At 66.1% G+C, this 13,593-nt stretch carries 14 protein-coding genes and 1 pseudogene; 10 read left to right on the plus strand and 5 right to left on the minus strand.

Going from position 1 to position 13,593, the window contains the following annotated elements; all coding sequences use genetic code 11:
* Positions 1 to 3 precede the first annotated feature (3 nt).
* Genes PM1_RS24030 through PM1_RS24060 form a run of 7 tightly spaced genes read left to right on the plus strand, consistent with a single transcriptional unit; the run spans position 4 to position 7,472 of the window.
* On the plus strand, positions 4 to 414 hold the full coding sequence (locus PM1_RS24030; RefSeq protein ID WP_009463352.1) for a TIGR03750 family conjugal transfer protein: 411 nt from the start codon (positions 4 to 6) through the stop codon (positions 412 to 414).
* Positions 411 to 1,100 carry a PFL_4703 family integrating conjugative element protein gene (locus PM1_RS24035; RefSeq protein WP_009618153.1) on the plus strand — a complete coding sequence of 230 codons (690 nt, stop codon included), beginning with the start codon at positions 411 to 413 and terminating at the stop codon, positions 1,098 to 1,100. The genes PM1_RS24030 and PM1_RS24035 overlap by 4 nt, the downstream gene beginning before the upstream one ends.
* The gene (locus PM1_RS24040) at positions 1,097 to 1,984 is read left to right on the plus strand and encodes a TIGR03749 family integrating conjugative element protein (protein WP_009618151.1); all 888 of its coding nucleotides are present in this window, start codon (positions 1,097 to 1,099) and stop codon (positions 1,982 to 1,984) included. The genes PM1_RS24035 and PM1_RS24040 overlap by 4 nt, the downstream gene beginning before the upstream one ends.
* Positions 1,974 to 3,392 (plus strand): TIGR03752 family integrating conjugative element protein, encoded by a 1,419-nt coding sequence (locus tag PM1_RS24045; protein WP_009618150.1) that lies wholly within the window; start codon positions 1,974 to 1,976, stop codon positions 3,390 to 3,392. The genes PM1_RS24040 and PM1_RS24045 overlap by 11 nt, the downstream gene beginning before the upstream one ends.
* Positions 3,373 to 3,804 carry a TIGR03751 family conjugal transfer lipoprotein gene (locus PM1_RS24050; protein WP_009618148.1) on the plus strand — a complete coding sequence of 144 codons (432 nt, stop codon included), beginning with the start codon at positions 3,373 to 3,375 and terminating at the stop codon, positions 3,802 to 3,804. Before PM1_RS24045 ends, PM1_RS24050 begins: the two co-directional genes overlap by 20 nt.
* Positions 3,804 to 6,683 carry a conjugative transfer ATPase gene (locus PM1_RS24055; protein ID WP_009618146.1) on the plus strand — a complete coding sequence of 960 codons (2,880 nt, stop codon included), beginning with the start codon at positions 3,804 to 3,806 and terminating at the stop codon, positions 6,681 to 6,683. Before PM1_RS24050 ends, PM1_RS24055 begins: the two co-directional genes overlap by 1 nt.
* A 12-nt stretch (positions 6,684 to 6,695) precedes the next feature.
* Positions 6,696 to 7,472 carry a DsbA family protein gene (locus PM1_RS24060; protein WP_009618143.1) on the plus strand — a complete coding sequence of 259 codons (777 nt, stop codon included), beginning with the start codon at positions 6,696 to 6,698 and terminating at the stop codon, positions 7,470 to 7,472.
* Positions 7,473 to 8,109: 637 nt separating this feature from the next.
* Here the strand turns inward: PM1_RS24060 and PM1_RS24065 are convergent.
* From PM1_RS24065 to PM1_RS24075, 3 genes are all read right to left on the minus strand, one after another.
* Positions 8,110 to 9,012, minus strand: a complete 903-nt coding sequence (locus PM1_RS24065) for a LysR family transcriptional regulator (protein ID WP_009618141.1) — start codon at positions 9,010 to 9,012, stop codon at positions 8,110 to 8,112.
* 95 nt (positions 9,013 to 9,107) lie between these two features.
* Positions 9,108 to 9,533, minus strand: a complete 426-nt coding sequence (locus PM1_RS24070) for a CopD family protein (RefSeq protein WP_201267685.1) — start codon at positions 9,531 to 9,533, stop codon at positions 9,108 to 9,110.
* On the minus strand, positions 9,533 to 9,901 hold the full coding sequence (locus tag PM1_RS24075; RefSeq protein ID WP_027350538.1) for a DUF3817 domain-containing protein: 369 nt from the start codon (positions 9,899 to 9,901) through the stop codon (positions 9,533 to 9,535). Before PM1_RS24075 ends, PM1_RS24070 begins: the two co-directional genes overlap by 1 nt.
* Positions 9,902 to 10,031: 130 nt before the next feature.
* On the opposite strand from PM1_RS24075, the gene PM1_RS24080 reads away from it, so the two are divergent.
* Positions 10,032 to 11,060 (plus strand): GlxA family transcriptional regulator, encoded by a 1,029-nt coding sequence (locus PM1_RS24080; RefSeq protein ID WP_238603215.1) that lies wholly within the window; start codon positions 10,032 to 10,034, stop codon positions 11,058 to 11,060.
* 224 nt (positions 11,061 to 11,284) lie between these two features.
* Here PM1_RS24080 and PM1_RS24085 read toward each other — a convergent pair whose 3' ends face one another.
* Entirely contained in the window at positions 11,285 to 12,511 is a 1,227-nt protein-coding gene (locus PM1_RS24085; RefSeq protein WP_009618137.1) for an MFS transporter, read from the minus strand.
* A 210-nt stretch (positions 12,512 to 12,721) separates the two neighbouring features.
* Here PM1_RS24085 and PM1_RS24090 point away from each other — a divergent pair, with 210 nt between their 5' ends.
* A complete protein-coding gene (locus tag PM1_RS24090) occupies positions 12,722 to 12,925 on the plus strand; it encodes a MerR family DNA-binding transcriptional regulator (RefSeq protein WP_009618136.1) in 204 nt (67 codons plus the stop codon).
* A gap of 15 nt (positions 12,926 to 12,940) precedes the next feature.
* Positions 12,941 to 13,135: pseudogene (locus PM1_RS24095) on the plus strand (integrase core domain-containing protein); the annotation flags it as partial.
* A gap of 87 nt (positions 13,136 to 13,222) precedes the next feature.
* On the opposite strand, the gene PM1_RS24100 reads toward PM1_RS24095, so the two are convergent.
* Entirely contained in the window at positions 13,223 to 13,588 is a 366-nt protein-coding gene (locus PM1_RS24100) for a MerR family transcriptional regulator (RefSeq protein WP_012492788.1), read from the minus strand.
* Between the last annotated feature and the right edge of the window lie 5 nt (positions 13,589 to 13,593).

Raw genomic sequence — 13,593 nt, forward strand, 5'->3', positions numbered from 1 at the left:
GCGATGGCTGCCTTGAACGATATCGCGCGTGACGGGTTGGTGACCTTCCTGCCGCACAGGCTGAACCGCCAGCCCGTGGTGGTGAGGGGCCTGACCGCCGACGAACTCTGGATCTGCGCCGGCCTGTCTGCGGTGGCGGGGTTCATCGCCGGCGTGCCGCTGGCCTGGGCCACGCACAGCGTCGCCATGGTGCCGACCCTGATCGTGGCCGGCGTGGCGGCTGGCGTGTTCGGTGGTGGCGGCTTCCTGCGCCGGCAGAAGCGCGGCCGCCCGGACACCTGGCTGTACCGGCAACTGCAGTGGCGCCTGGCGCTGCGCCATCCGCTGGCAGCGTCCTGGCTCGGTGGGCACCGTCTCATCACGCGGTCGGGGTACTGGACCACCCGGCGCTCACGCGGAGCAGCCGCCTCATGAGCCGTTTCAGGAACGAAGTCCATCACCTGCAGGCCCATGTGCGCACGCTGCGCCTGAGCGCCGGTGCGTTGTTCATAGTGGCGCTGCTGCTCGGTTTCGGCTGGTGGAGTGCGCCGAGGCAACTGACGATCCACGTTCCCCCCGATCTGCGATCGGGCAGCACCCGCGCCTGGTGGGACGTGCCGCCCGAGAATGTCTATGCATTCGCTTTCTACGTCTGGCAGCAGGTCCAGCGCTGGCCGACGGATGGTGAGCAGGACTACCCGCGCAACCTCCACGCGCTGTCGGCCTATTTCACACCGGCCTGCCAGGCCTTCCTGCGCCAGGACTACGAGCACCGGCGCAGCAGCGGCGAACTGCGGCAGCGGGTGCGCGGCATCTACGAGATTCCGGGGCGCGGCTTTGGCGACAACCCCACGATGCGGGTGAAGACGGTTTCCAGCCGCGACTGGATCGTCACGCTGGACGTCAGCGCGGACGAATACTACGGCGCCGAGCAGGTCAAGCGCGCCCTGGTGCGCTATCCGCTGAAAGTGGTGCGGCTGGACGTCGACCCCCAGCACAACCCCTTCGGCCTTGCGCTGGACTGCTATGACGGCGCGCCGCAGCGGATTGAGGCACCGTCGCCGGCAGTGCCTCCGTCCGGCACGCCCGGCGGCGGCCTTTCGCAGGGAGGCAACCCATGAAACACCACGTCTTCACCATCGTGGCGAGCCTGGCCCTCGGCTTCGGCCTGGTGCCGGACAGCCATGCCATCGAGATCCTGCGCTGGCAGCGGCTGCCGCTGGCCGTCCCGCTGGTCGTCGGCCAGGAGCGCGTGGTCTTCATCGACCGCAACGTGCGTGTCGGCCTGCCCCCGAGCCTGGGCGAGCGGCTGCGCGTGCAGAGCGCGGGTGGCGCCATCTACCTGCGCGCCAGCGAGGCCATCGCGCCGACGCGGCTGCAACTGCAGGACGTGGAATCCGGCGCCATCGTGCTGGTCGACATCGCAGCCACGGAGGCCCGGGAAGGCGAGCCGCCGCTGGAGCCTGTACGCATCGTCCTGCAGGACGCCGCCGAGGAAGCCAGCGGTGACACTGCCGCCGGTCCAACCCAAGCAGCGCAACCCGCCAGGCGTCGGCAAACGCCGGTAGCCGTTGTCCTGACGCGCTACGCGGCGCAGAACCTTTACGCACCGCTGCGCACCGTCGAGCCCGTGGCCGGCATCGGGCGCGTGCCGCTGCGGCGCCCGCTCGCGCTGGACACACTGCTGCCAACGCTGCCGCTCAAGGCGCGGGCGCTGGCGGCCTGGCGACTCGAAGACCAGTGGGTCACCGCGGTGCGCCTGACCAACACCTCGCCTCACCGGATCGATCTCGATCCAAGGGTGCTGCAAGGCGACTTCGTGGCCGCGACCTTCCAGCATCCCGACCTGGGGCCGGCGGGCGCTTCGACCGACACCACGGTGGTCTACCTGGTCACGCGCGGCCGTGGCCTGGCCGAGTCCCTGATGCCAGTGCTCGGCCCCATCGATGCCGGCACGAACCTGCCGCCGGCCGCCGCTGCGGGGAGGACGTCCGATGAGGAGTAATCCCCTGTTGAAGTGGCTGCTGATTCCGATGGCATTGTTGCTGGTGTTCGTCGGTGCCAGGTTGTTCTCGGGCAGCGATGCCGCACCTGGCCAGCCGGATGTCCCGGGGCAGCTCACTCCCGAGGAAATGAAGGCGCTCGGCATCGCGGGCGACACCCCGCGCGATACCGTCGCCACCCTGGTCGCGCAGGTCAAGCAGCTCCGCACCGAGTTGCAGACCGCGCTGAGCGACAACCGCCAGCACAAGGCCGAAAACGAGCGCCTGCGTACCCGCGAGGGTGCGATCGACCAGCGCATCCAGAACGCCCTCGACAGCGAACGCCGCCGCCTGGAACAGGAGCGCATCCAGGCCGCCAGCGACCGGCAGCAGACGCAAGGGCTGATGCAGGAATTGCAGCGCCGCCTGGACGGGCTGTCCGGCAAGGGCGGTGCCGCCGACCTGCCGATCGGCCTTGGACTGGACGGGCATGACGGCGGGCCGCTCAAGGAGGGCGGCATGCGCTGGATCGAACCGGATGACGCCCGGCCCGATCCGAAGGGCGGTTCGAGCAGCCTGCGCTTGCCCGCCTTTCCCTCCAGCTTCGGCCTGGCCTCGCCGGAGCTGACGGCCGCGGCGGAGACCGTCAGCGACAGGACGGCGCAGGCCGATGGCGGCACCACCCGGGCGGTCTATACGGTGCCCACCAATGCCACGCTGATGGGCTCGGTCGCCATGACGGCGCTGATCGGTCGCATCCCCATCGACGGCACCGTCAACGACCCGTTTCCCTTCAAGGTGCTGATCGGGGCAGACAACCTGGCGGCCAACGGCATCGAGATTCCCGACGTGGCCGGTGCGGTGGTCAGCGGCACGGCCTCGGGCGACTGGACGCTTTCGTGCGTGCGTGGGCAGGTCCGCTCCATCACCTTCGTGTTCACCGACGGCACCATCCGCACGGTGCCGGAGGACGACGGCAAGCGCAATCAAAGCCAGAACAGCACCAGTCTGCTGGACGGCCTGGGCTGGATCAGCGATCCCTACGGCATCCCGTGCGTCTCGGGCGAGCGGCGCAGCAATGCCCAGCAGTACCTGGGATCGCAGGCGTTGATCACCGCGGCCGGCGCAGGCGCCGCTTCGCTCATCAAGTCCGACAACGGCAGCGTAGCCGTGGTCGCCAGCAACAACGGTTCGCTGGGCACGGTCGGCATTTCGGGCAACGAGGCCATGGGCCGCATCCTGGCCGGTGGCGTGCGCGACATGGCCGACTGGGTCAACAAGCTCTACGGCCAGGCCTTCGCTGCGGTCTACGTGCAGCCCGGCGCCAGGGTGGCCGTGCACCTGGAGCAGCCGATCACCATCGACCACGACGCCAAGGGGCGCCGGGTGAATCACCTCATGGGAGAAGCACATGCGTCGGACCTGGATTGACCGCCCCCTTGTCCTGCTCGCCGCCGCCGTTCTCGCGGGTTGTGCCACCAGCTCGGAAAAGCTGCTGCCCCGGGGCGAGCACACCATGCTGGACATCTGGCAGCACGAGACTGGCGGCCATAGGGGCGACCAGGCCGGCCGCCTGCTGCTCGACGCACGCCAGGACCTGCGCCGTCCGCTGACCGACGCTGACACCCTCGCGGCGCCCGCCCGGAACGCGGCCTACACCCGCACGGCAGCGAACGAGGTCCAGCGACAGTTCCATCGACTGCCGAACCCCGATCTGGTGATGTATGTCTTTCCGCACCTGGCCGGCACCGACCCGGTACCGGTGCCCGGCTACAGCACCGTCTTCCCGCTCTACCAGCGCGTGCAGTACGCGATGCCGGGCGAGCGGCTGGAGGACTACTGATGGGCTGGCGACTGCCGTGGCCGCGTCGTCCGGCCCCCAGGCCAGTCCAGGCCGACATCGAGCCGGACACCTGGACGCGGCATGTCGCCCGCCTCGCCGCGCACGGCATCGAGGCACCAGGCGCCGCCCTTGGGTCGAATCATCGGCGCCCTGCGACGCAGGCCGACCACGCGGCGCTCTACGACGTGGCGCCGTCCTTCGCCGACCTGCTGCCCTGGGTCGAGTACCTGCCGACCACGCAGTGTATGCTGCTCGAAGATGGCCAATCGGTGGCGGCGTTCTTCGAGTTGCAGCCGGTCGGTACCGAAGGGCGCGAGACCGCCTGGCTGTGGCAGGCCCGCGATGCCCTGGAGAATGCGCTGCAGGACTCCTTCGACGAGTTGGACGAGAACCCCTGGGTGGTGCAGCTCTACGCGCAGGACGAAGCCGATTGGGACCACTACCTGCGCACGCTGGGGGCATACCTGCATCCACGCGCGCAGGGCAGCGCGTTCAGCGAGTTCTACCTGCGCTTCTTCGGTCATCACCTGCGCGCGATCGCCAAGCCGGGCGGCCTGTTCGAGGACACCACGGTCACGCGCCTGCCATGGCGCGGCCAGACCCGGCGCGTGCGCATGGTGGTTTATCGGCGCACCCCGGACGCCGCATCGGCCCGGCGGGGGCAATCGCCCGAGCAGGCCCTGGCGACGATTTGCGACCGCCTGGTCGGCGGCCTGGCGAATGCCGGCGTCAAGGCCCGGCGCCTTGGCGCGGCGGACATTCACGACTGGCTGCTGCGTTGGTTCAACCCGAATCCCGGCGCGCTGGGCAGCACGGCCGAAGACCGGGAACGCTTCTACGCGCTCGCCCGCTACCCGGAGGAACGGGAAGAAGGTGAGATCGAGCTGGCCAGCGGCGACTTCGCACAACGCCTGTTCTTCGGTCAGCCGCGCTCGGATGTCGCCCGCGGCCTGTGGTTCTTCGACGGCATGCCGCACCGGGCCATCGTCATGGACCGCCTGCGCTCGCCGCCCGCGACCGGACACGTGACCGGCGAGACGCGCAAGGGCGGCGATGCGATGAACGCGCTGTTCGACCAGATGCCTGAGGACACGGTGATGTGCCTGACTCTGGTCGCCACGCCGCAGGATGTGCTGGAGGCGCACCTCAACCACCTGGCCCGCAAGGCGGTTGGCGAGACGCTCGCCAGCGAACAGGCACGCCAGGACGTGCAGCAGGCCCGCGGCCTCATCGGCAGCGCGCACAAGCTGTACCGGGGCACGCTGGCGTTCTACCTGCGCGGCCGCGACATGGCGCAGCTCGACGCCCGCAGCCTGCAACTGGTCAATGTCATGCTCAATGCGGGCTTGCAACCGGTGCGCGAAGAGGACGAGGTGGCCCCGCTCAACACCTACCTGCGCTGGCTGCCCTGCCTGTTCGACCCGGCGGCGGACAAGCGGCAGTGGTACACGCAACTGATGTTCGCGCAGCACGCGGCCAATCTGGCGCCGGTGTGGGGGCGCAGCCAGGGCACTGGCCATCCGGGCATCACCTTCTTCAACCGGGGCGGCGGCACGATCACCTTTGATCCACTGAACCGGCTCGACCGGCAGATGAACGCCCACCTGTTCCTCTTCGGCCCGACCGGCTCCGGCAAGAGCGCCACGCTGAACAACATCCTCAACCAGGTCACGGCGATCTACCGGCCCAGGCTGTTCATCGTCGAGGCCGGCAACAGCTTCGGCCTGTTCGGTGACTTCGCCGCTCGGCTGGGCCTGAGCGTGCATCGCGTGAAGCTGGCACCCGGCGCGGGCGTGAGCCTGGCGCCATTCGCCGATGCCTGGCGCCTGGTCGATACACCGGGCCAGGTGCAGACGCTGGACGCCGACGCTCTGGACGAGGACGGCGACACCCATCCGGCCGACGACGGGGATGACCAGCGGGACGTGCTCGGCGAACTCGAAATCACCGCCCGACTGATGATCACCGGCGGCGAGGACAAGGAAGAAGCACGCATGACGCGCGCCGACCGCAGCCTGATTCGCCAGTGCATCCTGGATGCCGCCCAGCGCTGCGTGGCACAGGCGCGCACGGTGCTGACCCGCGACGTGCGCGACGCGCTGCGCGAACGCGCCCGCGACGCCAACCTGCCGGATGCCCGGCGCGCGCGGCTGCTGGAGATGGCCGATGCGATGGACATGCTCTGCCAGGGCGCGGACGGCGAGATGTTCGACCGTCCGGGCACGCCCTGGCCCGAGGCGGACATTACCATCGTGGATCTGGCCACCTTCGCGCGCGAGGGCTACAACGCGCAGCTCTCCATCGCCTACATCTCGCTGATCAACACGGTGAACAACATCGCCGAGCGCGACCAGTTCCTGGGCCGGCCGATCATCAACGTCACCGACGAAGGCCACATCATCACCAAGAACCCGCTGCTCGCGCCCTACGTGGTCAAGATCACCAAGATGTGGCGCAAGCTCGGTGCGTGGTACTGGCTGGCGACGCAGAACATCGACGACCTGCCCAAGGCCGCCGAGCCCATGCTCAACATGATCGAGTGGTGGATCTGCCTGTCGATGCCGCCCGACGAGGTGGAGAAGATCGCCCGGTTCCGCGAACTGTCGCCCGCGCAGAAGGCGCTGATGCTGTCCGCGCGCAAGGAGACGGGCAAGTTCAGCGAGGGCGTCATCCTGTCCAAGTCGATGGAAGTGCTGTTCCGCGCCGTGCCGCCCAGCCTATATCTGGCCCTTGCGCAGACCGAACCGGAAGAAAAGGCCGAACGCTACCAGCTCATGCGCCAGTACGGCATCGGCGAACTGGATGCCGCCTTCAAGGTGGCCGAGAAGATCGACCAGGCGCGTGGCATCGCATCGCCACCGCTGTTCCTGCCGAAATGACCGGAGCGCGTCATGTCCTCGAAGCAAACCACCTTGCCGAGCCGGTCCCAGGCCATTCGCAAGCGCGCCGGGCGCATGCCACGGCTGCCTTGGGTGGTCGCCGGCATCCTTGTAGCCGGCCTGCTGGGCTGGCTCCTGTACCGCACGCCCGGTGCGCCGGCACCGCACACGGGGCCCGAGGTCGCGCAGGCGCATCCGGCCGGCCCACCCTGGCGTCACGGCTCAGCCGATGCGCGCTTCACGCTGACGCTGTACGCCGACCTGGAGTGTCCGTTCTGCAAGGCCTACTACCCGACCCTGATGGCCTGGATCGATGCCCATCCCGAGGCCAGCCTGCGGTGGCATCACCTGCCGCTGGCGATGCACGATCCCGAGGCGAGTCGGCTGGCCCGCATGGCCGAGTGCGCAGGTGAGGCGCAAGGCCACGAGGCGTTCTTCGGTGCCATCGCATGGCTCTACCAAAACACCCGGGGCGATGGCCAGGGGCTGCCGGCAGACCTGACCTGGCCAGGCATAACCACCGCCATCCAGGCATGCCTGGACAGCGATCGCCCCGCAGCCATCGTTCGCGCGCAGGCCGACGAGGCCCTGCGCAGCGGCATCACCGCCACGCCCACCGTGCGGCTGGAAGACAGCCTCACGGGAAGATCACTGCTGCTGTATGGGTTGGTCGAGGGCGATGCGCTGCTGTCTGCACTTGATCTGGTTGCCAGCGATGCGTCGCGCGCTCCAGGGCCCACCCATGCCGCCGACGCGGCACTCAGCGGAGACACCCGCACTCCGCAATGACGACCATCCGGTGATGTCGTCACCCGCACCCGAGTTTGCAGCCTCTCCAGTCCTTGCGATGGGTCCACGCGAGGAGGTCACTTGGCGAGGGTGTGGCCGATCGCCAACAGCCGATTCGCGCTGCTGGCACCTCACTTGACCTCAAGTTAATCTGAGGTTTAACCCTGACGCTGGCAGATCGAGACCTCACAACCGTTGCGGGAGACGGCCGCCCCCAGATCGGCCATCCGGCTTCTGGAAGGCTGCCGCCTTCCAGTGAGGCAATCCCAAGACGTGCCATCATGGCCATCGGGGCCATCGCCACCTAAGCACCCGCCGACGGCGGCACGCTGGCGGTGATCACCAGCGCGGTCCTCTACGCCGTTGTCAATGCTCCCAGCGTCGCCGTCTGGGCCGCCTTCGGCACGACGCCGCGCCGCTGGCTCACGGACCGACGCCACCTGCGCATCTTCAACATCGCAATGGCCGTGCTGCTCGTGATGTCCCTGTATCCGCTGCGGGCGGTACATTCACAGGCTTGGTCAGCGCACCCATCATGGCCTCTATCCATGCTCCGCATTGGGGTTGCCACAACATGAAGACAAACGAACAAGCTTGCCGTCTTGTCCGGGCCCTCGTCCTACTCCCTCGCACCTACCTACGCCTTTTCGGAATCAGGCATCGTGGTTTCTCGCAATCGTTCGACGAAGCTCCGCAACTGCACCGAGTCTTCGGCATCCCGGCGCAACAGGTAGGTCGTCAACGGGGGGACTTCACCGGCCAACGGACGCGAGACGACATCCGGGTGCCGCCACAGGGACAGATGCGTGCGGGTGGTGATCCCGAGGCCGTAGCCCGCCGCCACCAGCGCCATCAGCAGGTCATGGGACGCCACCCTTTCGGCAATCCTGACCTCGCATTCCGCGGCACGCAACAGCCTGTCGAGTTGCCGGCTGCATCCTGCGCACGCGTTCGGGTCACACAGCACCAGTGGATGGGAAAGCAGCTCCATCAGGGAAAGCTCGGGATGGATCAAGGCGGGATGCCGCGCCGGCACCGCGACGACCAGAGGCTCGCTCCACGCCGGCGTGGCCAGCAATCCTTCCCCCGGATGCTCCGCCTTCGCGAACCCCGCGTCGTAGTCCCCCTCTCTCAGGCCTTTCAACTGCTGTGCGAGTGTCACTTCGAAGAGGCTAATCTCGACCTCGGGCGACTCTTCGCGGCAGCGAGCCAGCAGGTTGCTCAAGTGCGATGGCGAGATGCCGTCGGACAGCGCGATTCTCAGGAGCCCGCGGTATCCGGTCGCGGCGGCCCTTGCGCCGGCACGGGCCTGCTCGACCGCTGCCAGCACGCGCCGTGCCTCCTCGAGGAAGACTTGTCCAGCCCAGGTGAGCCGGGTGCCATGGCTGTTACGCTCGAAGAGCCGGACGCCCAGATCATCCTCCAATTGGCGGATGGATCGCGACAGAGGCGACTGTTCGATGTGAAGTCGCTCCGCAGCACGGGTAAAGTTGAGTTCCTCCGCCACGGCGATGAAATACCGGATATGGCGCATCAGCATCGTTGCGCTCCGGAATCTCGCCCCGCGTCCTGCTGGCCCGTGCCGGCAGACAGGTTCGCCACGTCCGGGGACATGAAGGACTCTCCGCTATCGTGCTAGACCGGCTTCACAAATGCCAACACAGCTATGGTTAGCATCGCAATCACGATGCCGAGGTCAGCACCGGGAATTCTTCTTATAGCTGCTCCAGTTCGGATGCAATGACGTATTCGCCCGGAACGGAACCCATGCAAAGCCGAGAGCGCGACGACGAAAACCAGCTTGACCAGCAACCATCGTGATGACAGCCATCCTGCGCTGAGCGCCAGTGATAACCCGAAGATCCAGGTCAACAACAATGCAGGCGTGGTGACAAGGAGATCAAAGCGCTGCAATGCAGCCAGCATCCCAGCTTGTTCTTCCGGTGGGGACTGCGAAATGGCATTTACTATCCTTTCTTGCGCAAGCAAGCCGCCTACCAGAAACACCACCGCTGTCACGTGCGTCGCCACCAAATAGGGATAGAGCGCCGCAATCATCATCAGGCCTGTCCGATATCGTTGAATATTCTCGCCCGTTCACGTAGCCACCGGATATTGAGATAGCCGCCGAATGGCAGGAACGCAACTGCGAACAATCGAAGCATTTCACGTTTATGCCAGCCGCCGCCGGCTACAGTTTGTAAGGCAGTCCATAGGTACGCTAAGAATGCGATCCCATGTATTGGTCCAAGTAGCTTCGAGCCATACGGCCAATCCCCGAAATGCCGGAGAGGTGCCGCAACGAACACTAGCAGGATCAGAGTTGTCGCCTCGACGATCGACGCCTTCTCCAGGCGCCTCAGTTGTTTGGATTCAATACTTCTGATTTGATCGAGTGAGTTCTTTTCTGCCTGTGCGCTTGTGGTCATGACTCATCCGCTGGGTGGCTCAATATGTCAGGGCAATCCAGGCGCCTGATGGATGCAGGCATGCCTCGACCTTGCTCAATGGTTATGTCTTCAGCGACTTTCCTCTCGCCGGAAGCACAAGTATGTCGACATGTCGGAAGTTCGCCAATTGGCTAGAATGCCATCTATCGAAGGATTCTTGCCAATCAAGGGAGCGAGTTCTGTGAAGCAAAGTACAGCACACAGGGTAGCCATCCTGGCGTTTGATGGCGTTGTGCCGTTTGACCTGACGATGGCCTGCGAGATGTTCGGGCGCGTGCCCCTCGCGCCGGGGAAGATCCCATACGAGGTTCTCGTATGCGCCCAGTCGAATCGTATTCGAACAAAGTTGTTCGACATGCGTATCCGCTGGGGCTTGAGCCATGCCGTGAATGCCCAGACTGTCATCATTCCGGGGCTCGACGATGTCCTTTCCCCTATCCCCAACACCCTGCTGGAAGCCATCCGAGCAGCGGAAAAGAATGGTGCGAGGATCGCATCGTTGTGCAGTGGCGCCTTCATCCTGGCACGCACGAGGCTGCTAGATGGCTTGCGTGCCACCACCCACTGGCGTGGTGTACAACTTCTGGCAGATCTCTTCCCACAGGTCACAGTCGACCCCAATGTTCTTTTCGTGGACAACGGTCGGATACTCACCTCGGCAGGCGCGTGCGCCGGAATGGATCTGTGCCTACACATGATTCGACAAGACTGCGGCAATGCCGTTGCAGCAGACACAGCTCGATGTGCCGTCATGCCTCTTGCACGAGATGGCGGGCAGGCGCAGTTCATCGCCTACGATCCCCCTGGCGCACCTTCCAATCTCAGCCCATTGCTGCAATGGATCGAAGAACGGCTAGATCAAGATTTGACCCTGAAGGACATGGCTGGGCAGGCTGCGATGAGCAGCCGCACCTTGAGTCGACGATTTCAGGAACAACTGAACACTAGCCCTCTCCAGTGGCTTCTAAGAGCGCGTGTCAGGCGTGCGCAGACTTTGCTAGAAACGACAAACCTACCCATTGAGCACATCGCTAGTGCAGTGGGCTTTGGAAGCCCCACCTCCCTGCGGGAACATTTCGGTCGGATCGTGGGAGTCAGCCCAACGGCCTATCGAAAATCCTTTAGTCTTGTGCGCTGAACTGCCTGGACGATTTCTCGCTTGAACTCCGCACTGACGCACTGAACTTCCTTCGCTTCGACATGAACACTCCTCAGGGCCTTCATCGGCCTTCTTGTAAGTGTCCGTGATATCGGGGGTGAACCCGACCAGACGCGTCTTCGGACACGTCGAGCAGTTGGCCGATTACTCGGAAAGCGGCAGCCAACCGCAGGAACTTGGGCGGTCGCGCTATCGCCAGCTCATCAAGCCGCCTTGCTGTGTCCCCTATCGCTTCGATGGGTACGCAGTCCGGTGAAAATGGTCAGCGCGGCCACCAGCAGTACCATCGCCGCGGCTAGAAACACGCCACGCGCCCCGCTCGCGTCGAACACTGCGCCGCCCGCTGCCGCACCCACCGCGATCGACAGCTGAATTGTCGCTACCAGCAGGCCGCCGCCGCTCTCGGCCTCGTCCGGCACGGTGAGTGTGATCCAGGTGGACCAGGCCACCGGCACCGCGCCGAAGGCCATGCCCCACAGCGCCACCAGCAGTCCGTCCGCCAGCGGCGCCCGGCCCAGGGCGACGAAGGCCAGCCCCATCAGCCCCATCGCCAGTGGCATCAGCAGCAGGGTCAACCGTAGGTTCCGCTGCAACAGTGCGCCGGCCAGCGAGGTGCCCGCGAAGTTGGCCACGCCGAAGCCGAGTAGGATGACCGACAGCCCGTTCACGCCCACGCCGGCCACGTACTCGAGGAACGGCCGCAGGTAGGTGAAGAAGGCGAAATGGCCGACGAACACCAGCAGCACCGCCACCATGCCGCGCGCCATTTGCGGCCGCCGCATCACTTCCAGCAGCGTGCCTAGGCTGGCCGAGCCGCTGGGCGCCATCCTGGGCAGGGCGCGCCACTGCCAGGCCAGGGCCAGCACGCCGATCGCCGCGGTCATCAGGAACACGTTGCGCCATCCCACGGCGCCGCCCAGGTAGCTTCCCAGCGGCGCCGCCGCGATGGTGGCCAAGGAGACGCCGCTGAAGACGATCGACAGCGCCCGCGGCACGTCCCGCTCCGGCACCAGGCGCATCGCCGTGGCCGCGGCCATGGTCCAGAAGCCGCCCAGGGCGATGCCCAGCAGCCCCCGTCCCAGCAGGACGGCGCTGAGGCCGGGCGCGAAGGCGACCAGCAGGTTCGAGCCGATCAACATCACCGAGAAGACCAGCAGTACCCAGCGCCGGTCGATGCCGCGGGTCGCCGCCGCGATCACCAGGCTGGCGGGCAGGGCCAGCGCCGCGGTGGTGGTGACGGCCTGACCGGCCATGCCCTCGGTCACGCCGAGACTGGCGGCCATTGGAGTCAGCAGGCTGGCCGGCAGGAACTCCGCCGTGACCAAGCCGAACACGCCCAGGGCCAGGGCGAACACGGCGCCCCAGGCCGCCTCCTGCGGGGACGCAGGCGTTGCGTGGCCTGGCTGCGCGGGATGGCTGGACTCGATCATGTCGTCGTTCTCTGCAATGGGAGGTCCGCGCCGCGGCGACGGAACGTTCCAGAATGAGGGGATGCTGCTTCGCAACGAGTCTGGTCGGGCCAACGGGCCGCCACAGCCCCGGCGCAGGTGGCCGGACCGTGGAGCGACTCCCCTGGCTGCATGCCGATAGTCTCGACCCTCACACCAATGTGAGAGTCAAGCGGGTGAAACGGCGTATCCATGCCCCATGAACCGAGCGAGCCCCACGCGCTCCTCTCCATCGGCGAACTGGCGTGCTGCGGCGACGCCAGCGTGCGCTTGATCCGCCACTACGACGAGCACGGCCTGTTGAGCTCCGCGCGTGCCGGCAACGGTTATCGCATGTTCCTCGGGGCCACGGTGTCGCGGGCGCGTGCGCCGGAATGGATCTGTGCCTACACATGATTCGGCAAGACTGCGATCAACGGCCTGTACAAGGCCGAGGTCATCCACCGGTGGTCCTGGCGGAACCTGCAGGACGTCGAGTTGGCCACCCTGGAGTGGGTGGACTGGTTCAACCACAAGCGGTTGCTGGGGCGATCGGCGACATCCCACCGGCCGAGGGCCGAAGCGAACTACTATCAACAGACCCGTGAGCTCGCTATAGCGGCGTGACTTACACCAACGAGTCTCCGAGATTCCCGGGGCGGTTCACACTGATGTCGATCGACTATCGAGGATGGGGTGTACTTCAACAGCCTGTTAGGCCTCTTCTACCAGCATCTGGCGCAGCCGTGCGCGTCGCTGTTCAAGGTCCGCGATCTGCCGCTCTATGGAAGCGAGCCGTCGGCGTTGCACTTCACTCGTTTCAGGACACGCTGCAGCGCCTTCGATCATGCGCATGCAATCGGGAAAACCGCGGATTTCCGCCAAGCTGAAGCCTGTGGCGATCAACCTCTGGATCTGACGGACCTGAGTGACGGCGACTGGGAGAAACATCCGATAGCCGTTTTCCGCGCGTACGGAAGCTAGCAGTCCGTTGTCGTCGTAGTGCCGAATCGAGCGCCGGCTTGCCCCTGTCTTGTGGGCGAGCTCGCCAATGGTCATGGGGCTTTGAGGCTTGGACATGGACC

The sequence above is a fragment of the Pseudomonas sp. M1 genome, assembly GCF_022760135.1.
Lineage (GTDB): Bacteria > Pseudomonadota > Gammaproteobacteria > Pseudomonadales > Pseudomonadaceae > Pseudomonas > Pseudomonas citronellolis.

Bases quoted from the DNA above. Each gene is read 5' to 3' on its own strand.
- PM1_RS24045 (WP_009618150.1), top strand. From the start codon at position 1,974: ATGAGGAGTAATCCCCTGTTGAAGTGGCTGCTGATTCCGATGGCATTG.
- PM1_RS24065 (WP_009618141.1), bottom strand. From the start codon at position 9,012: ATGCTGATGCGCCATATCCGGTATTTCATCGCCGTGGCGGAGGAACTC.
- PM1_RS24050 (WP_009618148.1), top strand. From the start codon at position 3,373: ATGCGTCGGACCTGGATTGACCGCCCCCTTGTCCTGCTCGCCGCCGCC.
- PM1_RS24075 (WP_027350538.1), bottom strand. From the start codon at position 9,901: ATGACCACAAGCGCACAGGCAGAAAAGAACTCACTCGATCAAATCAGA.
- PM1_RS24070 (WP_201267685.1), bottom strand. From the start codon at position 9,533: ATGATGATTGCGGCGCTCTATCCCTATTTGGTGGCGACGCACGTGACA.
- PM1_RS24100 (WP_012492788.1), bottom strand. From the start codon at position 13,588: ATGTCCAAGCCTCAAAGCCCCATGACCATTGGCGAGCTCGCCCACAAG.
- PM1_RS24090 (WP_009618136.1), top strand. From the start codon at position 12,722: ATGCCCCATGAACCGAGCGAGCCCCACGCGCTCCTCTCCATCGGCGAA.
- PM1_RS24085 (WP_009618137.1), bottom strand. From the start codon at position 12,511: ATGATCGAGTCCAGCCATCCCGCGCAGCCAGGCCACGCAACGCCTGCG.
- PM1_RS24035 (WP_009618153.1), top strand. From the start codon at position 411: ATGAGCCGTTTCAGGAACGAAGTCCATCACCTGCAGGCCCATGTGCGC.
- PM1_RS24080 (WP_238603215.1), top strand. From the start codon at position 10,032: ATGTCGGAAGTTCGCCAATTGGCTAGAATGCCATCTATCGAAGGATTC.
- PM1_RS24040 (WP_009618151.1), top strand. From the start codon at position 1,097: ATGAAACACCACGTCTTCACCATCGTGGCGAGCCTGGCCCTCGGCTTC.
- PM1_RS24030 (WP_009463352.1), top strand. From the start codon at position 4: ATGGCTGCCTTGAACGATATCGCGCGTGACGGGTTGGTGACCTTCCTG.
- PM1_RS24055 (WP_009618146.1), top strand. From the start codon at position 3,804: ATGGGCTGGCGACTGCCGTGGCCGCGTCGTCCGGCCCCCAGGCCAGTC.
- PM1_RS24060 (WP_009618143.1), top strand. From the start codon at position 6,696: ATGTCCTCGAAGCAAACCACCTTGCCGAGCCGGTCCCAGGCCATTCGC.